This is a genomic window from Embleya sp. L77 (assembly GCF_055557415.1).
Map to the genome: position 1 here is coordinate 924067 of NZ_CM145710.1, position 22431 is coordinate 946497.

The window sequence follows — 22431 nt, forward strand, 5'->3', positions numbered from 1 at the left end:
CGGGCGTCGCCACAGTGGAGGATTCGAGATGGCGGATTTCGTCGCGGCAATCGACCAGGGCACCAGCAGCACCCGGTTCATGGTCTTCGATCACGGCGGCACCGTGGTCGGGCGCGAGCAGTTGGAACATCGGCAGATCATGCCGCGGGCGGGGTGGGTGGAGCACAGCCCGGTGGAGATCTGGGAGCGCACCCGTTCGGTGATCTCCAGTGGGCTCAACCATCACAACCTCACGCCCGCCGACTTCGCCGCGCTGGGCATCACCAATCAGCGCGAGACCACGGTGGTGTGGAATCGGCACACCGGCAGGCCGTACTACAACGCGATCGTCTGGCAGGACACCCGCACCGACCGGATCGCCCGCGCGTTGGACGAGGACGGTCGCGGCGAGGTGATCCGGGCCAAGGCCGGTCTGCCGCCGTCGACGTACTTCGCGGCGGGCAAGGTGCAGTGGATCCTGGAGAACGTCGACGGGGTGCGCCGGGACGCCGAGCGCGGCGACGCGATCTTCGGCACCATCGACACCTGGCTGCTGTGGAACCTGACCGGCGGGTCCCGCGGCGGGGTGCACGTCACCGACGTCACCAACGCCTCGCGCACGATGTTGATGGACCTGCGCACGCTGGACTGGGACGACGAGTTGTTGTCGTTCTTCGACATCCCGCGCGGCATGTTGCCCACGATCCGCCCGTCGAGCTACCCGGACGGCTACGGCAGGTCACCCGACGCGAGTCCGCTGGTGGGGATTCCGCTGACCGGCACGCTGGGCGACCAGCACGCGGCCACGGTGGGCCAGGTGTGCTTCGCCGAGGGCGAGGCGAAGAACACCTACGGCACCGGCAACTTCATGCTCCTCAACACCGGCAATCGCATCGTGCGCTCCGAACACGGCCTGCTCACCACGGTCGCCTACCACTTCGCGGGTCAGGACCCGGTGTACGCGCTGGAGGGGTCGATCGCGGTGACCGGGTCGGCGGTGCAGTGGCTGCGCGACCAGTTGCACATCATCAAGAAGGCCGAGGACAGCGAGACCCTGGCCCGGCAGGTCGAGGACACCGCCGGGGTGTACTTCGTGCCGGCCTTCTCCGGCCTGTTCGCGCCGTACTGGCGCAGCGACGCACGCGGCGCGATCGTCGGCCTGGCCCGCTACCACGACGTGGGCCACATCGCCCGGGCCACGCTGGAGGCGATCTGCTACCAGAGCCGGGACGTGGTGGACGCGATGGCCAAGGACTCCGGGGTGGCGCTGAGCGTGTTGAAGGTGGACGGCGGGGTCACCGACAACAGCCTGTGCATGCAGATCCAGGCCGACGTGCTGGGTGTGCCGGTGATCCGGCCGACGGTCCCCGAGACCACCGCGCTGGGTGCGGCGTACGCCGCCGGTCTCGCGGTCGGTTTCTGGCGGGACACGGACGAGTTGCGTGCGAACTGGAATCAGGACGCCCGCTGGGAACCGGAGTGGGACGGCGAGCGCCGCGAGAGCGGGTACGCCGACTGGAAGCGGGCGGTGCAGCGCACGTTGGACTGGGTGCCGAACGGGTGAACCGGCCGTGCCGGGGACGGAGCGCGTCGCTCCCGTCCCCGGCACGGGTGCATCACGCCACGCGCGCGATGGCACCCGCCTGTTCGACCGGTGGGATGCCCAGGTTCTCGCGGAGTGTGCCGCCGGTGTAGTCGGCGCGGAGCGAGCCGCGTTCCTGGAGCAGCGGAACGACCCTGTCGACGAACTCGTCCAGGCCGGTGGGGGTCAGGTGGGAGCCGAGGATGAAGCCGTCCGAGCCGTCCTGCTGGACGAACGTGTCGATCCGTTCGGCCACTTGGTCGGGGGTGCCGACGAACTCGGTGCGGCCGAACACGTGGATGGCCAGGTCGCGCAGCGAGTACTTGTGCGCCTCGGCCAGCGCACGCCACTCGGCGACCCGGCGATGCGCGTCCTCGGCGATCCGCGCCCGGCCCTGCACCAGCGGCGGGCCGTCGGGGTCGGGGTCCACGTCGGGCAGCGGGCCGTCCGGGTCGTAGCCGGACAGGTCTCGATTCCAAACCGTCTCCAGCAGGATCTGCGCGGTGCGTCCGCCGATCTGGCGCCGGGTGATGTCGCGGTGTCGCTCGACGGCGTCGGCTTCGCTCTCGCCGAGTACGAAGGATGCGTGCGGCAGCACCTTGACCGAGCCGGCGGGCCTGCCCAGGCGGCCGGCCCGGGCCTGGATGTCGCGGTGGAACGCCTGCGCCTCGTCGAGGCGGTGGTAGGGCGAGAAGATCGCGTCGGCTCCACCGGCGGCGAAGTCGCGGCCCTGCGGCGAGACGCCGGCCTGGAGGATCACCGGCCGGCCCTGCGGGCTGCGCGGCGTGCCGAACCGCCCCGAGATGTCGAACTGCTCTCCGGAGAAAGCGAATTCGCCGGCCTTGGCATCGCGCAGGAAGACACCCGTGTCCCGGTCGGCGGCCACCGCGTCCGCCGCCCAGGAGTCCCACAGTTCGCGGGCGGCGGCCAGGAACTCGCCGGCCCGGGTGTAGCGGTCCTTGCGGTCCAGGAAGCCGCCGCGGCGGAAGTTCGCGCCGGTGAACGCATCGAAGGAGGTGACCACGTTCCAGCCCGCCCGGCCGCCGGACAGGTGGTCGAGGGTGCTCAACTGGCGCGCCAGTTCGTAGGGTTCGTTGAAGGTGGCGTTGATCGTGCCGATCAGGCCCAGGTGTTCGGTGACGGCGGCCAGCGCGCCGAGCACGGGCAGTGTGTCGGGGCGCCCGACCACGTCCTGGTCGAAGATCAGGCCCAGGCGTTCACGCAGGGCCAAGCCCTCGGCGAGGAAGAAGAAGTCGAATCGGCCGCGTTCGGCTGTCCGGGCGACGTGCGTGAAGGTGGAGAAGTCGATCTGGCTGCCGGCTTCGGGATCGGACCATACGGTGTGGTGGTTCACGCCTCCCACGTAGGCGCCGAGGATGATCTGCTTGCGCGAGGTGCTCATCGGGATGGGTCCCTTCGGACGGTGGCCGGGACGGCGCTGCGGCGGATGGTGGTGGCGGTGCGGGTCACGAGGCCGCCGCCGTGGGCGCGGCATAGCGGCTGTCCGGGCGCGGCAGGCCGAGTCGGGCGCGCAGCGAACCGGCCTCGTAGGCGGTGCGGAAGGCGCCGCGGCGTTGCAGTTCGGGCACCAGGTCGCGGGTGATGGCGTGCAGGTCGTGCGGCAACGCGGCCGGGCGCAGCCGGAATCCGGTCAGGCCGGCGTGTTGCCAGTCCTGGAGGAGGTCGGCGAGGTCGGCCGCGGTGCCGGTGAACACGAGTGCGTCGCTGTCGTATTCGGCGCCGTCGAGCTCGTCCAACCGCGCCTTGCGGTCGCGGGCCGCGGCGGTGTTCTCGTCGAGGAAAACGAGCAGGTCGCCGAAGACGTGTACGGTCTCCGACTCCCGCTGCGCGGCCCGTTGTTCGGCGCGGATCTCGGTGACGATGGCGCGGGCGTCGTCGTGGTCGCGCGGTGTCACGTACACCACGTCGGCGGAGCGGGCACCGAGCCGGTACGGCACCGTGGCATGGGCCAGTACCGTGACCAGCGGCTGTCCCTGCGGCGGGCGCGGCACGATCGAGGGGCCGCGGACCCGGAACCGGGGTCCGACGAAGTCGATGTAGTGCAGCTTGCCGCGGTCGATGAACCGGCCGGTGGCCGCGTCGCGGATCTCCGCGCCGTCCTCCCAGCTGTCCCACAGTCGGCGCACCACCTCGACGAAGTCCTGTGCCTCGGCGAAGTTCTCCGCGACCGTGGCCGCCACGTCGGGCCGGTCGAGGTCCTCGATGGTGAACGGCCTGTGCTCGCGGCGGCCGAAGTGCGCGTTCTCGGCCGGTCGGGACACCTGGGCGCGCCACCCGGCGCGGCCGAGGCTGACGAAGTCGAGGGTGGCGATCGCCTTGGAGACGTGAAACGGCTCGGTATGCGTGACGGTGGCGGTCGGAACCAGTCCGATGTGTTCGGTCGTCGGCGCGACGCGTGCGGCGATCAGCACCGCGTCGAGTCGGCCCCGGACCTGGTCGGTGCGGGTGTCGGGGCCGTCGAAGCGGGTGGATTGCAGCGAGAGCGCGTCCTCGATGGTGACGAAGTCGAGCAGACCCGCTTCCGCCTCGGCGACCAGGTCGGTCCAGTAGCGGGCGGTGAACAACTCGGCCGGGTGGGCGTCGGGTTCGCGCCAGGCGGCCGGATGCCAGCCGGCGCCGTCCAGCGCGACGGCCAGGTGCAGCGGGCCGGCGGGGTTCGGGGTGGTCGTCATGGGTGGGTCTCGCTTTCCGGTGGGTGGGTGGCGCGAAGTCGGTGGGTGGGTGGTGGGCGCCGTATGTGGCGCAGGGTCGGTGGATGTGGCCGGTGGGGCAGGTTGCGTCACGGACGGAAGAAGGGGGACCGTGGGCGAGCGGGCGTCACGGCACGGCCGGCGGACGGTGGTCCGTCGGCGAATGCGGGACTGCGCCGGTCACCCGGGGTCGGGCGGGCGTCCATTGCGGTGACCGGGCGCACGGGTTCCGCTTGCCGGGCGCACGGATGCCGATTCCCGAACGCACCGGCGGTGGCGAACTCGGGGTGGTCCGAGGTGGGTTCATCCGGCGCGGCGGAATCGGCGCGGGAGCGCGCAGGCCGGGTGCGGCTCGCCGGTGGACCGGCATGCCGACGCGACCGCGGGCGCGCCGTGCCGTGGTTCGGCGGCGGACCACCCGGGTGGCGGGCCCTGGGAGGGTCTTCGATCTCCCGTCGAGCGCGGGGATCGAAGAAGCCCTAGCGGGTCAGTGACACAGGGAGCCGGCGGAGCGGCGCAGGTCGATGAACAGCCGCCGGGTCAGCCGGGCCCGGGGTGAATTCGCCTGTCGGCCACGGGAGTTCTTCCGGTGGGCGGCCGGGGTCGGCACGGCGGGCACGGCGGACGCAACGGCGCAGCGCTGCGGCGCGTTCACCCACCTGTCCATCACATCGTCCCCTTGCCCCTGGGCCCGTTCGAGGCGGGCCCCGCGTTGCCACGCGAAAGACGCGCGGCCGTGTCCTCACCCGGGGCACCCCGTCGCGGAGGAGGGTTGCCGACCAACAAGCCGGGGCTGAACGTTGGCACTCGTGACACGTACTGCGGCGACGACCGATCCCGGCCGACATCGCGACGCTAACCCAGCCGTCGGGGTCTTGTCCATCGACCCCGAGGGCGGCAACAACGGGGCGAGGCAGGCGTCTTACCGCTGCCGGGACCGGCGCCCCGAAGGGGCGGCTCCGGCAGGTCGGCGGCCGAGCGGTGTGGGTGCATCGAGTCGTGGACACCCTTTGACGGGGCGCGATCAAGCTCGTAACCTGCCGATCATGCAGGCACGGATCCGGTTGGCGACCCGCAGGCACATCGACCTGCTGCGGGTGAGCAGCGCCGCGTGTCGATCCGCGCTGCCCGGCTCCTTCTGAGCCGTACGATCGGTGCCGCCCGACTGCGCCGTGCGCTTGCGTCGGATCGGAGCCGGTCGAACAGACCGGCCGACCGGTGCGCCCGCCGGCCGCATCCGGCGCGACCTTTTCCCGGCAGGGCCACGGATGTGTGGTGTGACGTCGCCGAGTTCGGCGCGTGGGCACTCGCCCGGCCGCCCTCCCCCAGACGACGCGAGAGCGGAGTGGATCGACGATGTCCCCATCCCGAGCGACGATCGGCGCGGCATGAACGACGTGCGCGTGTTGGACAACGTGGCCTACTCGTCCCTGACCGGCCCGCATGCCGGGCTCGCCGAACGCAGGGGTCGGGTCGTGCGCTATCTCGCCGATGTGGCGCCGTTCGCGGCCCTGCCGGATGATCCGGGGCCGGCGGACTGGGCGGATCTGGCCGCACTGGCGGCTCCGGGCGCCGTCCTGCCGCTCGCCGACGGCGACGCGTTGTGCCCGCCCGCGCCGTGGGAGGTGGTGATGCGGATCGACGGGGTGCAGATGTTGGGCGACGCCGTCGCCGGGCGGCCGGACGACTCGCTCGTGCGGCTCGCCGCCGACGACGTGCCCGAGATGCTCGACCTGGTCGCACGTACCCGACCGGGCCCGTTCCTGCCCCGGACCATCGAGTTGGGCACCTATCTGGGGGTGCGCCGCGACGGCGCGCTGGTAGCGATGGCCGGGGAGCGGCTGCATCCGCCGGGCTGGACCGAGATAAGCGCGGTGTGCACGGATCCGGCCTGGCGCGGGCAGGGCCTGGCGAGCCGCCTGGTCCTGGCGTTGGTGGCCGACATCACCGCACGCGGCGAGACGCCGTTCCTGCACGCGGCGGCCGAGAACGTGACCGCGATCCGGCTGTACGAGTCGTTGGGTTTCCGGCTGCGGCGCACGCCGTCCTTCGTCGCGGTGCGGGTCCCGGCCGGGGAGCCGGCCGAACCGGTGGTCGCGGGGTAGGCGACGCGGTCGAGCCGGGGCGACCGCTTCGTCGGCGCCGCCTTGCCGGCGAGCCGCCCAGCGCGGGTGGCTCGCCGGTCCGGGTCAGCCCGGCGGGGTCTCCGGCGCGTCGGCGTCCTGGTCGGCTCGGTCGGCCGCCTTCTCCGCCTCGCCCACGATCGACGCCAGTTCCGACGGCAGGTCGGTGGGAGTGGCCCGAGTGCCGGCCGGAGCCCGGCCGCCGCCGTTGTCCTCGTGCGATCCGCCGCATGCGTTCAGCGCCGGGCCGAGCGCGAGGACCGCGATCAGGACGGCGACCGCCCGACGGTGACGTGGGCCGGTCACTTGCCTGCGGCGGGCTGCTGGGCGTCGCACCAGGTCTTCACGCTCGCCAGGTCGGTCCGGCGCTGCTGGAGTTCGGGCAGCAGGCGCTGCCGGGTGGTCAACTTGTCGTTCAGGTAGGTCTTGACCGCCGGGCGGTTCAGCTTGTCCGCGGTGGCGATCCGCTCCTGGAGGTGGGCGATGGACCCCTTCACGGCGGCGGCGCCGTTCAGCCGGTCGATTGCCTTGCCCAGTCGGGTGTCGATGGCGGGGACGCGCTTGCAGATGCCCGGCTTGTGCTTGTCGGCACCGGGCATGGCGCCGGCTTGCGCGGTGGGTGCCGCGGCCAGGGACGCGATAGTCGTCAGGGCCGCGAGGGCGCCGAACGTCGCGAATCGTTGGGGTGCGGTCGTGCTACGGCGAGACATGGTGGTTCTCCCGAGTTTCACGGTTCACCACCCCGCTGCGGAGTGGTGTGCCGAGACGGTATGACCCCGTTCTGTGGGCTTCCTGTGGGCTGTCTGTGGGGTTCTTGTGGGCCCGATGCAGGGGCAGTCGGGGAGCCCGGCCGGGGCCCGATCCGGTGGCCGAGACGAAGCCGAACCGGGCCGAACCGGGGCCGAACCGACACCCGTTCCAGTGACCCGCGCCGAGTCGCGCCTGGGTGCCGGCGACCCGGAGCCCGACCCGACCGGGCCTGTCCGGGGGTCGCCACTCGGCGCCCGCCCGGGCCCGTCACCCCCGCGGCGTGGTTTCCGCCGGCTCGCGGATCAGCCAGTCGTACCGGATGCCCCCGGTCCCGCCCGCCGGTTCGTCGGGACGCCGCAGCGGCAGCCGCACCTCGATGCGGGTGCCGGGGCCCGGCGGCGCGGTGCCCACGGCGACGTGCCCCCGGTGCAGCGCCACCTGCTGGGCGACCAGGGTCAGGCCCAGGCCGGCTCCCGGGCTGTCCGGGCCGCGGCGGAATCGCTCGAACACCTCGTCGCGCCGCTCGACCGGTATTCCCGGTCCGTCGTCGTCCACCCGGATCCGGGCGCCGTCCGCGTCGGCGTCGACGTCGATGCGGATCGAGGCCGCGCCGTCCGGTCCGCGTCCGTGTACGAGCGCGTTGCCGATCAGGTTGTCCAGGAGCAGCCGCAGCCCCGGCCGCAGGCCGTCCACCCGGATCTCCTGCGGGGCGGACACCGCCACGTCCGCGTCCGGATGCCGCATGCGCGCGTCGCGGGCCGCCTCGTGCGCCAGTTCGCCCAGGTCGACCCGCTCGAAGGACTGCCCGTCGGCCAGGTCCCCCTGGGCGAGCGCACGCAGCGACGCCAGCAGGGACAGGATGCGCTCCTGCCCGGCCGTGACGTCGCCGAGGATCTCGGCGCGTTCGGCCGGCGTCAGGTCGGGATAGGCGGCGAGCACGTCCAGGTCGGTCCGGATGCCGGTGAGCGGGCCGCGCAGTTCGTGGTCCACCGTCGCGGCGAACGCGCGTGCCGTCTCCAGTGCTTCGCGGGTGCGGGCGGTCTGCGCGTCGTAGCGACCGAGCACCGCCGCGAGCGTGCGACCCAGGTCGTCCACCTCGGCCACGCCGGACGGCAGGTGTACGTCCGGGCGCGCGTCGTCGTCCGGCTCGATCGCGGCCGCACGCCGGCGCAGGGCGCGCAGCGAGCGGGTCGCGCCGGCGCCGACGGCGAGGCCGGCCAGCGCGGAGATCGGTACGGCGAACGCGGCCACGACGAGTACGCGCCGACGCAGCAGTGCCGTCCGCGCGTCCGTCTCGGAGGTCGGCTGGAACACCCGCAGGGTGCCTCCGCCACCGCGGCCCGCGCCGAGCGGACGGGTGACCATGCGCCAGGCCTTGCCGTCGGCGCGGACCGTGACCGGGCCGCGGCGCCGCGCGTCCGGCAGCGGCACGTCCGGCGGCGGTTGGGGTCCCGCGGACACCGGTCCGCCGGGCAGTTCGATCCGCACGCCCAGGTCGAGCGCACCGTCGAGCAGCTTGTTCTCCCGGGCCCGGACCGCGTTCTCCCGATCGTTCTGCACGGCGCGCAGCAGTGCTCGCGCGTCGGGTGCGAGGTGGTCGGCGCGTTGCCGCAGGGCCGCGTCCTGACGGTGCGTCACGTCGGCAGTGGCCCAGCGCACGACCAGGGTTCCCGCGGCGATCACCAGGAGCGGGACGAGCACGCCCACGGCCAGCGCGATCCGGGTGGACAGCCGCATGGTCGGCCGGTGGCGGATTCCGGCCGCGCGCTTGTCGGAAAGGGTCATCTCCGGCCGTCCGGCACTCGCAGCACGAAGCCGACCCCGCGCACGGTGTGCAGCAGGCGTGCTCGGCCGCCGGCCTCCAGCTTGCGGCGCAGGTAGCTGACGAAGGTGTCGACCACGTCGGTGCGGACCTCGAAGTCGTATCCCCAGACCCGGGCCAACAGTTGATCACGGGTCAGCACCTGGCCGGCGTTGCGCACGAACACGTCCAGCAGGGCGAACTCGCGCCTGGTCAGGTTCACCGGCTCGCCCTCGTGGGTGGCCAGGTGAGCGGCGGCGTCCAGCACGAGCGGCCCGGCCCGGAGCACGGCATCGCCCGGGGCGGTCGGTGGCCTGCGGCGCAGCAGCGCCCGCAGGCGGAGTTCGAGTTCGCGCAGGTCGAACGGTTTGACCAGGTAGTCGTCCGCGCCCGATTCCAGGCCGGTGATCCGGTCGGCCGTCTCGTCCCGGGCGGACAACATCAAAACCGGGGTCTCGATGCCCCGGGAGCGCAGCGTGGCGCAGACCTCGATGCCGGAGCAGCCGGGCATGGCCACGTCCAGGACGATCACGTGCGGCGCGCGGGGTGTCGGGTGCTCGGCGGTGCCGGTGACGGCGAGGGCGGCGGCGCCGTCGGAGGCGAGCAGCACCCGGTAGCCCGCCAGGCGCAGGCCGCGTTCGAGGGCACGGCGGATGGCGGGGTCGTCGTCGACGACGAGGATGCGCGCCGGCTCGCCCGCGTCCCGGCCCCGGCCCTCGTCGTCGATTCCTGGAGTCGTGGTCATGGTGTGCCGTCCCGCGTTCGCCGGCCCCCCGGAGGTGGGGAGGGAGACTCTACGTCGATCCGCGGTGGGGGACGCGGCCGGTCGGTCCGCAGTTCCACGCGCCCGGTCGCTCCCCGGTTCCACGCGCCCGGTCGCTCCCCGGTTCCACCCGCCCGATCGGTCGGCGGTTCCACGTGCCCGGTCGGTGCCCGGCTGCACGCGGCCGGTCCGGACACGGCGGCGCCCCGCACCGGGACCGGGGTCCGGTGCGGGGCGCGGCGGGCTGCGGTCAGGCGCCGGCGCGCCGCGGCAGCTTCCAGCCGGGGCGCGGGAAGTGGCAGGTGTAGCCGTTCGGGTAGCGCTCCAGGTAGTCCTGGTGCTCGGGCTCGGCCTGCCAGAAGTCGCCCAGCGGCTCCAGTTCGGTCACCACATCGCCCGGCCACAGGCCGCTGGCCTGCACGTCCGCGATGGTCTCGACGGCCGTCGCGCGCTGCTGCTCGTCGGCGTAGTAGATCGCCGAGCGGTAGCTTCGGCCGATGTCGTTGCCCTGGCGGTCCCGGGTGGTCGGGTCGTGGATCTGGAAGAAGAACTCCAGGATGTCGCGGTAGCTCGTCACCGACGGATCGAAGAGGATCTCGATCGCCTCGGCATGGTCGCCGTGGTTGCGGTAGGTCGCGTTCGGCACGTCACCGCCGGAGTAGCCGACCCTGGTGGCCGTCACGCCCGGTTGCTTGCGGACGAGGTCCTGCATCCCCCAGAAGCATCCGCCGGCCAGAACTGCCTTCTCCACCTGAGCACTCATGTCACAACTCCTGACTCCTCGACCTGCTGCGGAGAAAAGAACACGCGACGCGGCACGGGTGTTCCCACCGGCCGGCGAAGCCGGGCATCGTGCCCGTCAGCCTATCGAGGCAACATTTTGTCGAAACCGGGACCCTGGCGATGGGCACCCGATCGATGCCGGCACCGGTCCCGGATGCGCGAGTGTGCACCGCCCGCACCGGGGCGGTCGGCGGGCCCGGTCAGCCGATTCGTTCGAACCCTTCGTCGGCGCCGGGGGCATCCGTGCGCGTCGAGCGGGTCACGCCCGGCGTGCCGGTCGGATCCGCCTCGTCGGCGCAGACCGTGTCCCGCGGCGGCAGCTTCAGGTCGGTCAGGTAGGCCGTCGCCGCCGCCTTGGCACACCCGCTGCGACCGAACGCGGTGTGTCCCTCGGCGCGGAAGGTGAGCAGCCGAGCGTTGTCCAGCCGTTCGGCCAGCGCGACCGCGTCCCGGTACGGGGTGTCCGGGTCGCCGGTGGTGCCCAGGACCAGGATGGGCGCCGAACCACGCGCGCGGTACGAGCCCTGATGCCGGCTGACCCGCTCGCCGGTCCACTGCACGCAGGCCGGGGCGTGGTTGTGGTCGTAGGTGGGCGGCCCGAAGCCGATGGCCGGGCCGAGCAGCGGTGCGTCGCGCACGTTGGCGCGCACGTTGCGCTCCAGCCGGGCCATGTCCTCGGGGTAGACCCGGTCGACGCACTCGACGGCGATGTTGGCGGTGAGAAAGTCGAAGCTCGCCGGTGACGGCGGGCGGAGCAGGAAGGCGGTCCCGTCGCGCAGTTCCGCTTGGCGCAGCGCCGCACCGAACGCGGGCCACACCGCCTTGCCCTCGTTGATGTTGAACATCAGCCGATAGGCCAGGGTGTAGCCGTTGGCGAGGGCTCCGGAGGGGGTGGCGACCGGATGGGCGTCGAGTTCGTCGATCAGGCGGTCGAAGGCGCCGCGCGCGTCGCCGCCGCCGAATCCGCAGCCGGCCGGATCGCTGCTGCACCAGTCGAGGAAGCGGCCCATCGCGCCGTCGAGCGCGAGGTATTGCGGCCGGTCGTACTCGTAGGGGCGGCTCGCGTAGTGCACCGGGTCGTAGGCGCCGTCGAGCACCATGGCGCGGACCCGTCCCGGGTAGCGGTCGGCGTAGACGGTGCCGACGAAGCTGCCGAACGAACGTCCGTAGAAGGAGAGCCGGCGCTCCCCCAGTGCCCGGCGCAGCAGGTCCAGGTCGCGGGCGACGTAGTCGGTGCCCATGAAGGGCAGTACGTCGCCGGCCTTGGTCGCACAGGCGGCGTCGAAGTCCCGCGCGGTGGACACCGCCCGTTCGTACCCGCCGGAGCCCGGGTGTCCCGGCGACTGCGCGATCTCCTGGCTGTAGCGGGCGTCGTCCCAGCACTCGTACGGCGCGCTGCGCCCGATCCCGCGCGCGTCGAAGCCGAACACGTCGAATCGCTCGCGCAGTTCGGCGGGCAGCGCGGCGTGGTTGCCGCGGACGAAGTCGACGCCGGAGTTGCCCGGCCCGCCCGGCTGCATGACCAGGGTGCCCAGCCGCCGGGTCGGATCCGTGGCCTTGTGCCGGATCACCGCCAGGCTGAGCGTGCGGCCGCGCGGGTCGCGATAGTCCAGCGGCAACGTGGCGTTCGCGCAGTCGAAGGTCGCGTCCTGCGCGCAGGGGGCCCAGGCCAGGGTGGGCGTCGGCGGCGGGTCCGAGGCGGCGGCGGAGGCGTCGGCCGAGCCGGCCCCGATGATCGCCAGGCCCGCAACCGCGACTGCGGCGACTCGCAGGCGCAGTGGGCGCCGCCGGCCCGCGGAGGCCGGCCGGTGTCGGCGAACGGACGAGCGGGTCGGGTCGTGCGTGGCGCCGAAGGCGTGGCGGTCGGGCGTCATGGTCACCGTTTCCGTTTCCGTTCCGGGTGTGGGCGATCGCGCTCGCCCGCAATATCCCAGACGGATGCCTCCCGCGGGGTCGAAACACGCGGTTCGTCGGCCGTCGCCCGCGCCCCCGCCCTGCCCCGTACGGCGGACTCTGCCGGCTCGGGTCGGTTCGTCCGACTCAAGGCACGATGCCGGCGTTGATCTGCACATGGTGTGTATCCAGGCCGCAGACGAACCACTTCCCGTTCTCCCGCCGCAGGTCGACGGCATACGGGGAGGCGGTGTGGTCCTGGCCGGTGACGTTGACGTTCACCGTGGCCGAGTCGTCCTCCTGGAAGGAACTGTCCATCGTGAAGGTGAATCCGCCACCCTCCCCCGCCAACGCCCGTTCGGCGTTCCCGCCGTGCCTGCCGCCGCAGTCGCCGTAGAACGGTGCGGGCGAGGCACCGCCGGCGACGGCCCGCAGGTAGTCCCGCGTGACGTCGTGCACCGGGCCGTCGAACATGTCCGGTGTCATCGAGCACGAGGCGACCACCAGGGCCGCCAGGATCGGCGCGATCCCGGACGCCGCCCGTGATCGCCTTCTTCGCCTGCCGGCGCCACCCGTCATGGTCCCCCCACTCGGTTGTCGAGACGGCTGGAATGTAGCGCGAACACGCTTGCGGGCACTGGGGCTTCTCCCTCTGCTGCTGCCGGCGCCCGCGCCGCGGGCGATGCACATCGGGTTGCCCCGCTCGACACGGTCGAGCCTTGCACCTCCGGGTACCGCCGCGTATCCGATGTCGCCCGGCGGATCCTCGTCCACCCGTGTGCATCCCGCCGATCCAGGCCGAGCCGCCACCGGGCCCGCCGGCTTCGGGCAACTCTGCTGATCGACGCCGGAGTTCGTCGCTTTCGCCCGCCGTCCGCACGCACGGTACCGACGAGCCCCACTCGCCCATAAGTGTTACATAAAGCTACTTAGGGTGATTTTCGCACCATAAGAGGAAACTTTCCGTTTTGCCGTCGCGTTCCCCATCGGACCGCCGATCACGCGCCGGCTGCGAAGGAGAGTTCGTCCCTGATGCGTACCAGTCGTGTCTTTTGCAGCACCGTAGCCGCCGGCTTGTTGGCCGTAGCCATGGGAGGCACCGCCGCTGCCGCCTCCGAGGGCCCCGGCGCGCAGACCAAGGACATCAAGGCCGAGGCACCGAGCGCCGGCTCCGCCGACGAGCAGGGCGCCAAGAAGTCGGGCGGCGCCCCGAACTGCCCTCGCCCGACGCACGACTGCTCGTCCAAGCCGGCGCACAAGCCGGCCGAGAAGCCGGCCGAGAAGCCGGCCGACAAGCCCGTGCACAAGCCGGCCGACAAGCCGATGGACAAGCCCGTCCAGAAGCCGGCCGACAAGCCCATGGACAAGCCGGAGCACAAGCCCGCCGACAAGCCCGTGCACAAGCCGGAGCACAAGCCCGGTCACCGGCCGGACGGCGACCCGACGCTGATCATCGGCAACGTCACCAACACCGTGGTCACGAACAACCACATCACCAACAACCACAACCACACGACCAACGTGGTGAACAACCACAAGACCGTCGTGGTCGACCACGGGCCCGCCAAGAAGCCCGAGGCGTGGAAGCCCGCGCCGCACAAGCCCAAGCACAAGCACGTGACGCCCAACCGGCACCACGAGGCCCGTCCGGTGACGGCCCCCGTCGCCACCCAGACCAGGATCGTCCCGGTCGGCGCCGTCGCCGGCGGTGCGGGTGGCACCACCGGGGTCGACGACAACCTGCTCGGTTTCGGCGCCGCCCTCGCCGTCGCCGGTGCCGGTGTCGGCGCGTTCGTGCTGCGTCGGGGCAGCCTGCGTGGCTGACACACCTCTCACCCGCCGCGCCGGCCGTCGCCTCGTCCTGGCGGCGGCCGTCGCGGTGCTCGTCTGTGGCATCGTGCTCGCCGTCATCGGATATCAGGACCGGCGACCGTCGGCCGCGGCCACGGCCGCGCCCAAGGTCGTATCCACGGCAACCCCCTCCCCCGCCGCTCCGGCCGCGCCCGCGGTCGAGGGCCCGCTCCTGGCCCGCTCCGAGCCGGCCTCGGTCGACATCGCGGAGATCGGCCTGCACGCCCCCGTCACCGCGGTCGGCCTCGACGCCGACGGCGCCGTCCAGGTACCGCCCCCCGATCAGGAGCGGCGGGCCGGCTGGTACGACCAGGGACCCACACCGGGCGAACTCGGCCCAGCCGTGCTGGTCGGCCACCTCGACTCGACCACCGGCCCCGCCGTCTTCTACGACGTGGGCACCGTACGACCGGGCAGCACCGTCGAGATCCGCCGCGCCGACCGGAGCACGGCGGTGTTCACCGTCGACGCCGTCGAACGTTTCACCAAGACCGACTTCCCCACGCAGCGCGTGTACGGCGACCTGAACCGGGCCGAACTGCGCCTGATCACCTGTGGCGGCGACTACGACCCCGAGCACGGCGGGTACCAGGACAACACGGTGTTGTTCGCCCACCTGACCGGATCCCGCTGACCCTCGCGGCTCGGCCCGCCTCCTGCGGCCGAGCCGCGATCGGGCGTCCCGCCGACGCTTACGCGGCTCCGTGCCGCCGCCCCCGGGCGCCGCAAGTATGGCCGTGGTAGGCCGAGTTCGGGTGGTCGCCCGGTTGGTCGGATCGCTCGCCGGCACACTGATCCGATGGGCGGCGACACTTCGACGCCCGCGCGTCGGCCGTCGGCGCTGACGGAAGGGGCGAAGGACCGTGCCGAGCAGGGCCATCTCGACGCTGTGGCGGCACGCCGATCCGAACCTGATCGTCCGGCTCGCGGCACGCTGCGATCCGGGTGTGCGCGGTCGGCGGTTGGCCGAACTGTCGGATGTTCCGGGAGTGGTCGACTGGGCACTGAGCCACGGCGAACGCAGCGACCACCTCGCGCTCGCCCGGCACGATCGACTGCGGCGCGCGGTGCTGGAGCGACTGGTCGAACTCGACGACCCCGAGGTGGATCGGCACGTCTTCGTCAATCCGCGCGCGGACACCCGCATCCGGCGGCGGATCCTCGACCGCGACCTGGATCCCGCGCTGCACGAGATGTTGTCGTCCACCCGGACCGGCATCCACGCGCTGGCCCTCGTCCACGCGCGGGACGCCCGGCTGCTCCGGCACGGACTGGTCGTGCTGGGCCGGCTGCCGAACCGGCCCCATGTCGAACGGGCCCGGCTCCGGGCTCTGGTCGGGCTGTGGCGGGCCGAGGGACCCGAGGCGGCGTCCGCCGCGCTGTCCGTCGGGCGCTACCGGACCCGGGTGGTCGCCCCGCTCGTGCGCGCGGCGCTCGACGCGCCCGAGGGGCTGATGCTGCTGGAGGCCGGGGCCTGCGCCGGACCGGACGGCGACGAACTGATCGCGCTGCTGCGGGCCCGTGGGTTGCGCCGCGGCGAGGCCCGGCACGTGCTCTCGCTCGCGGACGCACCGCCGGACTGGGCCGCGTTGATGCGGGCGCATCGGGAGACCCCGTTCACCCCCGCGGTGGCCGCGGCGCTGGCCGGCACCGAGGGCTGCCCGCCGGATGCGGTGGTCGAGCTGGACTTCACCGTCGATCACGACAACCGCCCGCTGGAACGTGCGCTGTTGGAGCATGTGCTCACTCCCGAACGCTTCCTGCACGCGGCGCGCCCCGCGTGGCACGTCCTTCGGTCCATCGACGAGTTCGCCCCGCGCTCCGCGCAGACCGCCGCGTTCGGGCCGCCGCTGACGGCGCTGGTCCCGCTGCTGCCGGACGACGTGCCCGGCTGGCTGCGCCTGGCCCGCCGGGGACCGGGCTATCCCGGGACGGTCCCCGAACTGCTGCGCGACGTCGCGCGGCCGGCCGGCGGACCGGAACCGACGAACGACGCATCGGGAGCGCCGGCGCCGGCGCCCCCGATGGTGCCGCCCGCCGGCACGTCCGAACTGCTCCGCGGCGCCGCCAGTCCGTTGTCGCTGCTGCTGAGCCGGGCCGATCCGAACCTGGCCGCCGAGGTGGTGTCCGCGCTGGATCCGGCCGACCTGTCGGAATTCGGCGCCGGCCGGCACACCCCGGCGCCGGCGGTCGCGGTCGCCCTCGCCCGCCGTTGGCCCGGCGAACTGCCGCCCCGGCTCGCCCGACGGATCACCGCGCGCCACGACGCGGCCCGGGCCCTGGAGACGGTGGGCGACCGGCTCACTCCCGACGTGCTCAGACCCCTCTCGGCGGCGGACGAGGGCATCTGGTTCTTCGATCCGCGATGCGGACGGATCCGATACCGCGTCGAGGGCTGCGCGTCGGCCGCGGATGTGGCGACGTGGCCGGCCCCGGGGCCGCTGCGCGCGTTGCCGCCCCGGGTGCCGCCCGCGTTGTGGGTGCGCCTGGCCGAGGAACCGGACCGCGCACCCGCGCCCTTCCGGGAACCGGCGGTCGCCGTCGCGGCGTATCACCCGGACTGCCCCGAAGCCCTGATCGCCACCCTCGTCCGGCGCCAACCGGGCTTCTTCTCCTCCGGGTCGATCCGATCACCCGCGGTCGCACGCACCCTGTGCGCCGACCCGCCCGTGCGCGACCTGCCCATCTGGGAGCTGGGCGACCTCCTGCGCGACGGCCTGTTGACCCCGACGGAGATCCTCGCCGGAGCCCGACCGGCGGCGCACGCCCTGCTCGTGTGCCGCGACTACGCCGGCGACCTGGTGCGCGGGCACCTGCGCGAGGACGTGGACGCGTGGATCGTGGCGTCGAACCTGCTCTCCGACTTCACCGGAACCCTCGGCGAACTCCTCGCCACCGCGGCGGCCGTGGCCTCCTGACCCGACCGGCACCGCAACCCCCGCCGGCCACCCGGGAGCGGTCGACGGGCGCGGGTCGCACCACCGGTCCGAACACGATCGGACAGCCGGCCGACGTCGAGGTGACCGTGATCGTGGTGGCGACCCATCGCCCGGGTGCGGTCCGCTCCGGGCGACGCGCATCCGCCCTCCGGCGCGGGTCCGTTCCGGCGCCGCGCCTCATCCGGGTCCCTCTCCCCGCTCGACCGACTCCCAGGCGTCGGCGAACAGTTCGGGCAGCGTGCGGTCGAGGACGACGCGGCCGTGGATCCCGCCGTCGTAGCCGGCGACCTCGACGCCGAGGAACGCCGCCTTCCAGGTCTCCATCGGCCGGTACGGCTTGGCCGCCGGCGCCCACGCACCCGGCAGGAAGACGCCCCGACCGGCTCGGGAGCGCTTGTCGGCGACAGCCAGGCCCGCCTCCACCAGCGCCGCGACGGCCTTGCGGTGCCGCGCCGGCGTCCAGCCGTTCCAGGTGCGCACGCCGCGATCGGTGGGCGCCTCCAGGGCGAGCAGTTGCAGGTACAGCGCGGCCGGGTCCGGGGCCAGGCCGAGCGCCTTCGCGGCGCGTTCGACCAGATCCGGCACGCTCGCGGCGGGGTTCGCCTCGTACGCGCCCACCGGCAGCGCGCCGGATTCCACGCGGGCGACGATTCGGGTGAAGTAGTCGCCGCGCAGTCGGCGCACGCACGCGAGCACGCTCTTGCCACAGAAGCCGAGCGTGTCCCGGAGCCGCTGCGCGCGGGCGTCGTCGCCGAGCACGGCGGGCCGGAAGAACAGGCGGGGATGGTGCCGGTGTCGACCGTAATAGGACGGCGGCGCGGCTCCGGCGGCCACCGTCAGGCCGTCGTCGAACGCGGGCGCGGAGAGCGGCTCCGGGCCCTGGTAGGGGTGCGGCCCGAACCGTGCACGGAGCTCGTCGACCGTGGTCTCGTCCAAGAGGTAGGCGGCGGCGAGCAACAGCCCGGGATGGTCCAGGCGGGTGCGGGCGTTGCGCACCAGAGCGGGCAGGCCCTCACGGATCGGGTCGCCGGCGGGGAGTTCGGCGTACACGGTCGGCACGAGGGCGGCCAGGTCCTCGATCAGGTGCGCCATCCGACGCGGCGCGGTGCCCCGACCCGTGGCGTCGACCAGCCCGATGCCGCCGTCGTGCGGGGCGTTCAGCCACGTGTCCAGGTCCTCGGCGAGCAGCGGGTCGGCCGCGGAGTGGGCCAGCGCCTCGCACAGCTCGGCCGCGGGCAGCCTCGACTCCTGCTCGGCGATCAGCGCGCGCGAGGTCTCCGGAATCGGGGCCCGCCGGCCGTGGCCTAGGTGCCACGCGGCGGCGATCCGGCCGGCGAGGTGCCGCGGCGCGTCGGGCGCCCACAGGTCGGCGGGATCGGCCGGGAGTACGTCCGCGAGCAGGTCGAGCCAGCCCTGTTCCCCGAGCCGTCCCGACTCGACGCGCGCGGTCTCGACTTCGCCGGCCTTCAGGTCCAGCAGACGGCGTTCGTCGGCGTCCAGGAACGGCTTGTGGAACATGTCCGTCCCGGGCGTGCCCGCGAGTGCGAGTGCGGCGGCGGCGCGGGACATCCCGGTGTCGGCGGCCAGTTGCGCCACCGCTGCCGGGTCCCACGGCATCGGCCCCCGCTCGCGGACCAGGGCGACCAGGTCGCGGAGCTGCCCGGCACTGCCCCAGCCGCCGTGCGGCAGTTCCTCGGCCTCCTCCAGCGGTCCCAGGCCGGGCGGTTCGGCATCCCCGGTGCGCAGTTCGAGCACTCGGATGCCGTCCCGGAGGTGGCTGACCAGGATCGTGGCGCCGCGCTCGTCGCGCACGGCGTCCGACCGCGGGTCGCGCACCGTTCCCCGGCGCATCCGCACCGTCGGGTCGACGAATACGCTGTCCGCCCACATCTCCAGCAACGCGAGCAGCCGTTCCCGGCGCTCGGGCCGGGTCGACGGCGCCGCCGCGCGCAGCGCGATCGCCCCGGTCCGACCGATGAACCCGGTCCACTGGCCGGCGCCGACCCGTTCCGGCGCCTCCCGCCCGGCGGGCAGGTCGACGGTGCCGGCCAGGTATCCGCCGATCCGCTCGATCCCGGCGAGCGCACCGGGTTCCCAGTAGAGGAAGCCGCCGATCAGTCCGGTGAGGGCGGGCGGGACGCCCTTGTCGTCGAACTTGCCGAACGTCGCTGTCATGCCCCCTTCGTAACGCGCCGCCCCGACACCCTCGACACCGGACCCTCGTCATCAACTTTTGTTGACGCGCCGATCCGCCATCAACTAAAGTTGATGTGTGATCGAGGCCAAAGACGTTCCCTCGCCCGAGCGTCCCGAGGATGCGTTCGCGGCCGTGGTCGCACTGCGCAACCTCGCGGCCGCGCTGGAGCGATCCGCAGTGGACCACGCACTCGCCCAGGGCTGGACCTGGAACCACATCGGCCAAGCCCTGGGCATGAGTGCCCAGGCCGCCCACAAACGACTGTCACCGAACCGACGAGCACCACAAGAGGACCGGTAACCAACCGGGCCGGCAAGGAGAACGACCGTGGGTATTCGCAGCGCAATACACGACATGGGCGCCATGAAGCGCCTGTTCACCGCCGCCGAGGAGGAGGCCCGGGCCCTCGGTGAGGAGGCCCCCGGCCCCGAACACCTGCTGCTGGCCGCCCTCACCCTGCCCGACGACTCCGCCCGCACGGCCCTGGCCGGCTCCGGCGCCGGGATCGAGGACGTGCGCCGCGCCCTCGCCGAATCCCATGCCGCGGCCCTGCGTTCGGTCGGTATCGACGCCGACGCACTCCCCGCCGCCCCGCCCGCCCCCGCCCCGCGCGGGCCCTACCGCGCCACCGGCAGCGCGAACGAGGTGTTCCAGCGGGCCGTCGCCATCGCCAAGGCCGAGCGCCCCGGGAAACTGCGCACCGGGCACGTCCTGATCGCCGTCGCCGAACTCGAACACGGCACGGCCGCCCGCGTGTTGCGCAACCTGGAGATCGACCGCCCGACCCTGATCGCGGCCGCCCGGGCGAGCGTCCGCGACGAGCACGGCACCGGCCGGTGAGAACCCGATGACCGTCGTGCAGCGCACGACCTTCCGACCCGTCCCGGGGCCGTGGGACACCCTGTCGTGGGTGCACGTGCCCGACGGACTGGAGTTCACCCTCTACGCCGTCCTCGAACACCGGATGGGCCGCACTCCCGTCGTCCCCGCCACCCACGACGAGGAGACCCGTTGGCGGTGGGCCCACGACACCTTCGAGACCGAACTGCGGGCCGCCGACACCGAGGTCCGCCGGGCACACGGAATCCGCACCAGGTCCGGCTTCATGGTCGACGTCCGCCAGGTGCGACTGCGCCGCTACGACCTGATCCCGGGCCGCGGGAAACGCTCCCGACGGGCCTGGGAGCACTGCGCTGCGCGCATGCACGCGGCCGACGCGCTCTATCGGCCGATCCGCGCGGAGATCGAGGCACGCCTGGCCCGTGCCGGCGCGGGCGAATCCTGATCCCGACCGGCCGACGCCCGACGCGCCGCCCTCCCACCGCAGCGCAACTCCCGCCCCGGGGGCGCCCGTTGCCCCCGGGTGGGCAACTCCCGCAATTGCCTGCGAAGTTGCGCAACACACGCCGCAGGCCGCCCTCCTCGGACCTCGGGGAGGGCGGCCTGCGGTGCGCACCCGCGTCAGCCGCGCAGGCGCGCCATCCACGACTCGATCTCGTCCGCCGCCCGCGGCAGGCCGGACGACAGGTTCCGGTTGCCGTCCTCGGTGACCAGGATGTCGTCCTCGATCCGCACGCCGATGCCGCGGTACTCCTCGGGCACCGTCAGGTCGTCGGCCTGGAAGTACAGCCCGGGCTCCACCGTCAGACACATGCCCGGCTCCAGCGCACCGTCCACGTACGACTCGGTGCGCGCCACCGCGCAGTCGTGCACGTCCAGGCCGAGCATGTGGCCCGTGCCGTGCAGTGTCCAACGGCGCTGCAGGCCCAGCTCCAGGACCCGCTCCACCGGCCCCTCGACGATGCCCCAGGCGACCAGGTGCTCGGCGAGCACGCGCTGCGCCTCGTCGTGGAACTCGCGGTACTTGGCGCCGGGACGCACGGCGGCGATGCCGGCCTCCTGCGCGGCGAACACAGCGTCGTAGATCCGCCGCTGGAGCTCGGTGAACCGGCCCGTGATCGGCAACGTCCGGGTCACGTCCGCCGTGTACAGCGTGTGCGTCTCCACGCCCGCGTCCAGGAGCAGCAGGTCGCCGGCGCGCACCGGGCCGTCGTTGCGCACCCAGTGCAGCGTGGTCGCGTGCGGGCCGGCCGCACAGATCGAGCCGTATCCGACGTCGTTGCCCTCGACCCGCGCCCGCAGGAAGAAGGTGCCCTCGAGGTAGCGCTCGGAGGTGGCCTCGGCCCGGTCCAGCACCCGCACGACGTCCTCGAAGCCGCGCACGGTGGAGTCCACCGCCGCCTGGAGCTGGCGGATCTCGAACTCGTCCTTGACCAGCCGCTCGTCGGCCAGGAAGACCCGCAGTTCCTCGTCCCGCTCGGCGTTCAGCCGGTCGCCGAGCGCCCCCTCCAGCCCGGCGTCGTGCCCGCGCACGATGCGCACGTCCGCGCCGGCCCGGACCACCTCGGCCGCGGCCTCGCGCACGTCGCGACACGGCAGCCCGTACAGCGCCTCACCCTCGCGCAGACCGGGCCGCCGGCCGACCCACAGCTCGCCCTGGCCGTCCAGCCAGAACTCGCCGTTCTCCCGGTTCGAGCGCGGCAGCAGGTACAGCACCGCCTCGTGCCCGTCGGCGACCGGTTCCAGGACGAGGACTCCGTCCTGGGTCAGGTCGCCGGTCAGGTAGGCGTACTCGCTCGACGCCCGGAAGGGGTACTCGGTGTCGTTGGATCGGGTCTTGAGATTGCCCGCGGGAATCACCAGGCGCTCGCCCGGGAAGCGGGCCGACAGCGCGGCCCGTCGGCGGGCGGTGTTCGGGGCCTGTTCGATCGGCGCGAGGTCCTCGCGCGCGGTGTCGGCCCAGCCGGCGCGCATGTTCGCGGCCAGTTCCTCCGAGACACCCCGGTACAGGCCGTTCTTGCGCTGCTTGATCGGCTGCGCCTGCTCTGCGGACTGCCCGTTCTCGGCACCCACGCCTGCCTCCTCGGCTCGACTCCTGGTCACGGTGCGATCGTGCGGGCATCGTGTGCGCCGCACGATCGTGTGTAGGCGCCCATTCTTGCCGACCCGCCTCCGGCCAACGGCACGGCGGGGCGGACCGGCCCCGGATGCCCGCCGAC

The 22431-nt window shown here is 73.2% G+C and carries 21 protein-coding genes and 1 riboswitch; of the genes, 9 read left to right on the forward strand and 12 right to left on the reverse strand.

Annotated features, from left to right (window positions below):
* Positions 1 to 28 precede the first annotated feature (28 nt).
* A complete protein-coding gene (gene glpK, locus ACZOOI_RS34095; protein ID WP_465283422.1) occupies positions 29 to 1543 on the forward strand; it encodes a glycerol kinase GlpK in 1515 nt (504 codons plus the stop codon).
* A 52-nt stretch (positions 1544 to 1595) separates the two neighbouring features.
* Here glpK and ACZOOI_RS34100 read toward each other — a convergent pair whose 3' ends face one another.
* The 3 genes from ACZOOI_RS34100 to ACZOOI_RS34110 form a co-directional block, all read right to left on the reverse strand.
* Positions 1596 to 2963 (reverse strand): NtaA/DmoA family FMN-dependent monooxygenase, encoded by a 1368-nt coding sequence (locus tag ACZOOI_RS34100; protein ID WP_465283423.1) that lies wholly within the window; start codon positions 2961 to 2963, stop codon positions 1596 to 1598.
* A gap of 64 nt (positions 2964 to 3027) precedes the next feature.
* On the reverse strand, positions 3028 to 4254 hold the full coding sequence (locus ACZOOI_RS34105) for an LLM class flavin-dependent oxidoreductase (protein WP_465283424.1): 1227 nt from the start codon (positions 4252 to 4254) through the stop codon (positions 3028 to 3030).
* 505 nt (positions 4255 to 4759) lie between these two features.
* A complete protein-coding gene (locus tag ACZOOI_RS34110; protein WP_465283425.1) occupies positions 4760 to 4939 on the reverse strand; it encodes a hypothetical protein in 180 nt (59 codons plus the stop codon).
* 37 nt (positions 4940 to 4976) lie between these two features.
* Positions 4977 to 5087, reverse strand: a riboswitch (SAM riboswitch).
* 231 nt (positions 5088 to 5318) lie between these two features.
* Here ACZOOI_RS34110 and ACZOOI_RS34115 point away from each other — a divergent pair.
* Both ACZOOI_RS34115 and ACZOOI_RS34120 read left to right on the forward strand, forming a co-directional pair.
* Positions 5319 to 5414 (forward strand): putative leader peptide, encoded by a 96-nt coding sequence (locus ACZOOI_RS34115; protein WP_391583616.1) that lies wholly within the window; start codon positions 5319 to 5321, stop codon positions 5412 to 5414.
* 246 nt (positions 5415 to 5660) lie between these two features.
* Positions 5661 to 6377, forward strand: a complete 717-nt coding sequence (locus ACZOOI_RS34120) for a GNAT family N-acetyltransferase (RefSeq protein ID WP_465283426.1) — start codon at positions 5661 to 5663, stop codon at positions 6375 to 6377.
* A gap of 84 nt (positions 6378 to 6461) precedes the next feature.
* Here the strand turns inward: ACZOOI_RS34120 and ACZOOI_RS34125 are convergent, their stop codons facing one another.
* The 7 genes from ACZOOI_RS34125 to ACZOOI_RS34155 all read right to left on the reverse strand — a co-directional run bounded on the left by ACZOOI_RS34125 (position 6462) and on the right by ACZOOI_RS34155 (position 12964).
* Complete coding sequence (locus ACZOOI_RS34125) at positions 6462 to 6701, reverse strand: hypothetical protein (RefSeq protein WP_465283427.1); 240 nt, start codon at positions 6699 to 6701, stop codon at positions 6462 to 6464.
* Positions 6698 to 7105, reverse strand: a complete 408-nt coding sequence (locus ACZOOI_RS34130) for a hypothetical protein (RefSeq protein ID WP_465283428.1) — start codon at positions 7103 to 7105, stop codon at positions 6698 to 6700. Before ACZOOI_RS34130 ends, ACZOOI_RS34125 begins: the two co-directional genes overlap by 4 nt.
* 307 nt (positions 7106 to 7412) lie before the next feature.
* Entirely contained in the window at positions 7413 to 8930 is a 1518-nt protein-coding gene (locus tag ACZOOI_RS34135) for a sensor histidine kinase (protein ID WP_465283429.1), read from the reverse strand.
* Entirely contained in the window at positions 8927 to 9691 is a 765-nt protein-coding gene (locus ACZOOI_RS34140) for a response regulator transcription factor (RefSeq protein ID WP_465283430.1), read from the reverse strand. Before ACZOOI_RS34140 ends, ACZOOI_RS34135 begins: the two co-directional genes overlap by 4 nt.
* Before the next feature lie 268 nt (positions 9692 to 9959).
* On the reverse strand, positions 9960 to 10472 hold the full coding sequence (gene msrA, locus ACZOOI_RS34145) for a peptide-methionine (S)-S-oxide reductase MsrA (protein ID WP_465283431.1): 513 nt from the start codon (positions 10470 to 10472) through the stop codon (positions 9960 to 9962).
* Positions 10473 to 10692: 220 nt separating this feature from the next.
* Entirely contained in the window at positions 10693 to 12366 is a 1674-nt protein-coding gene (locus ACZOOI_RS34150) for an alpha/beta hydrolase (RefSeq protein WP_465283432.1), read from the reverse strand.
* Between the two features lie 166 nt (positions 12367 to 12532).
* Positions 12533 to 12964 carry a hypothetical protein gene (locus tag ACZOOI_RS34155; protein WP_465283433.1) on the reverse strand — a complete coding sequence of 144 codons (432 nt, stop codon included), beginning with the start codon at positions 12962 to 12964 and terminating at the stop codon, positions 12533 to 12535.
* A gap of 453 nt (positions 12965 to 13417) precedes the next feature.
* Here ACZOOI_RS34155 and ACZOOI_RS34160 point away from each other — a divergent pair, with 453 nt between their 5' ends.
* The 3 genes from ACZOOI_RS34160 to ACZOOI_RS34170 all read left to right on the forward strand — a co-directional run bounded on the left by ACZOOI_RS34160 (position 13418) and on the right by ACZOOI_RS34170 (position 17154).
* On the forward strand, positions 13418 to 14209 hold the full coding sequence (locus ACZOOI_RS34160) for a hypothetical protein (protein ID WP_465283434.1): 792 nt from the start codon (positions 13418 to 13420) through the stop codon (positions 14207 to 14209).
* Complete coding sequence (locus ACZOOI_RS34165) at positions 14202 to 14870, forward strand: class F sortase (RefSeq protein ID WP_465283435.1); 669 nt, start codon at positions 14202 to 14204, stop codon at positions 14868 to 14870. The genes ACZOOI_RS34160 and ACZOOI_RS34165 overlap by 8 nt, the downstream gene beginning before the upstream one ends.
* Before the next feature lie 229 nt (positions 14871 to 15099).
* The gene (locus ACZOOI_RS34170) at positions 15100 to 17154 is read left to right on the forward strand and encodes a hypothetical protein (protein WP_465283436.1); all 2055 of its coding nucleotides are present in this window, start codon (positions 15100 to 15102) and stop codon (positions 17152 to 17154) included.
* A gap of 198 nt (positions 17155 to 17352) precedes the next feature.
* Here ACZOOI_RS34170 and ACZOOI_RS34175 read toward each other — a convergent pair whose 3' ends face one another.
* The gene (locus tag ACZOOI_RS34175; protein ID WP_465283437.1) at positions 17353 to 19350 is read right to left on the reverse strand and encodes a hypothetical protein; all 1998 of its coding nucleotides are present in this window, start codon (positions 19348 to 19350) and stop codon (positions 17353 to 17355) included.
* A gap of 97 nt (positions 19351 to 19447) precedes the next feature.
* Between ACZOOI_RS34175 and ACZOOI_RS34180 the strand changes: the two genes are divergently transcribed.
* The 3 genes from ACZOOI_RS34180 to ACZOOI_RS34190 are packed head-to-tail and all read left to right on the forward strand — an operon-like array spanning position 19448 to position 20657.
* Positions 19448 to 19672: a helix-turn-helix domain-containing protein gene (locus ACZOOI_RS34180; RefSeq protein WP_391583629.1), complete on the forward strand. Its 225-nt coding sequence runs from the start codon at positions 19448 to 19450 to the stop codon at positions 19670 to 19672.
* Between the two features lie 27 nt (positions 19673 to 19699).
* The gene (locus tag ACZOOI_RS34185) at positions 19700 to 20212 is read left to right on the forward strand and encodes a Clp protease N-terminal domain-containing protein (protein ID WP_465283438.1); all 513 of its coding nucleotides are present in this window, start codon (positions 19700 to 19702) and stop codon (positions 20210 to 20212) included.
* A gap of 7 nt (positions 20213 to 20219) precedes the next feature.
* Positions 20220 to 20657, forward strand: coding sequence for a hypothetical protein (locus ACZOOI_RS34190; protein WP_465283439.1), 438 nt, complete (start codon positions 20220 to 20222; stop codon positions 20655 to 20657).
* 176 nt (positions 20658 to 20833) lie between these two features.
* On the opposite strand, the gene ACZOOI_RS34195 is transcribed toward ACZOOI_RS34190, so the two are convergent.
* On the reverse strand, positions 20834 to 22285 hold the full coding sequence (locus ACZOOI_RS34195; protein ID WP_465284098.1) for an aminopeptidase P family protein: 1452 nt from the start codon (positions 22283 to 22285) through the stop codon (positions 20834 to 20836).
* Positions 22286 to 22431: the final 146 nt, after the last annotated feature.

What these genes read in the sequence shown, in the direction of transcription:
- ACZOOI_RS34190 (WP_465283439.1), top strand. Translation starts at nt 20,220, where the DNA reads ATGACCGTCGTGCAGCGCACGACCTTCCGACCCGTCCCGGGGCCGTGG.
- msrA (WP_465283431.1), bottom strand. Translation starts at nt 10,472, where the DNA reads ATGAGTGCTCAGGTGGAGAAGGCAGTTCTGGCCGGCGGATGCTTCTGG.
- ACZOOI_RS34135 (WP_465283429.1), bottom strand. Translation starts at nt 8,930, where the DNA reads ATGACCCTTTCCGACAAGCGCGCGGCCGGAATCCGCCACCGGCCGACC.
- ACZOOI_RS34120 (WP_465283426.1), top strand. Translation starts at nt 5,661, where the DNA reads ATGAACGACGTGCGCGTGTTGGACAACGTGGCCTACTCGTCCCTGACC.
- ACZOOI_RS34155 (WP_465283433.1), bottom strand. Translation starts at nt 12,964, where the DNA reads ATGACGGGTGGCGCCGGCAGGCGAAGAAGGCGATCACGGGCGGCGTCC.
- ACZOOI_RS34130 (WP_465283428.1), bottom strand. Translation starts at nt 7,105, where the DNA reads ATGTCTCGCCGTAGCACGACCGCACCCCAACGATTCGCGACGTTCGGC.
- ACZOOI_RS34175 (WP_465283437.1), bottom strand. Translation starts at nt 19,350, where the DNA reads ATGACAGCGACGTTCGGCAAGTTCGACGACAAGGGCGTCCCGCCCGCC.
- ACZOOI_RS34105 (WP_465283424.1), bottom strand. Translation starts at nt 4,254, where the DNA reads ATGACGACCACCCCGAACCCCGCCGGCCCGCTGCACCTGGCCGTCGCG.
- ACZOOI_RS34160 (WP_465283434.1), top strand. Translation starts at nt 13,418, where the DNA reads ATGCGTACCAGTCGTGTCTTTTGCAGCACCGTAGCCGCCGGCTTGTTG.
- ACZOOI_RS34115 (WP_391583616.1), top strand. Translation starts at nt 5,319, where the DNA reads ATGCAGGCACGGATCCGGTTGGCGACCCGCAGGCACATCGACCTGCTG.
- glpK (WP_465283422.1), top strand. Translation starts at nt 29, where the DNA reads ATGGCGGATTTCGTCGCGGCAATCGACCAGGGCACCAGCAGCACCCGG.
- ACZOOI_RS34140 (WP_465283430.1), bottom strand. Translation starts at nt 9,691, where the DNA reads ATGACCACGACTCCAGGAATCGACGACGAGGGCCGGGGCCGGGACGCG.
- ACZOOI_RS34110 (WP_465283425.1), bottom strand. Translation starts at nt 4,939, where the DNA reads ATGGACAGGTGGGTGAACGCGCCGCAGCGCTGCGCCGTTGCGTCCGCC.
- ACZOOI_RS34100 (WP_465283423.1), bottom strand. Translation starts at nt 2,963, where the DNA reads ATGAGCACCTCGCGCAAGCAGATCATCCTCGGCGCCTACGTGGGAGGC.
- ACZOOI_RS34150 (WP_465283432.1), bottom strand. Translation starts at nt 12,366, where the DNA reads ATGACGCCCGACCGCCACGCCTTCGGCGCCACGCACGACCCGACCCGC.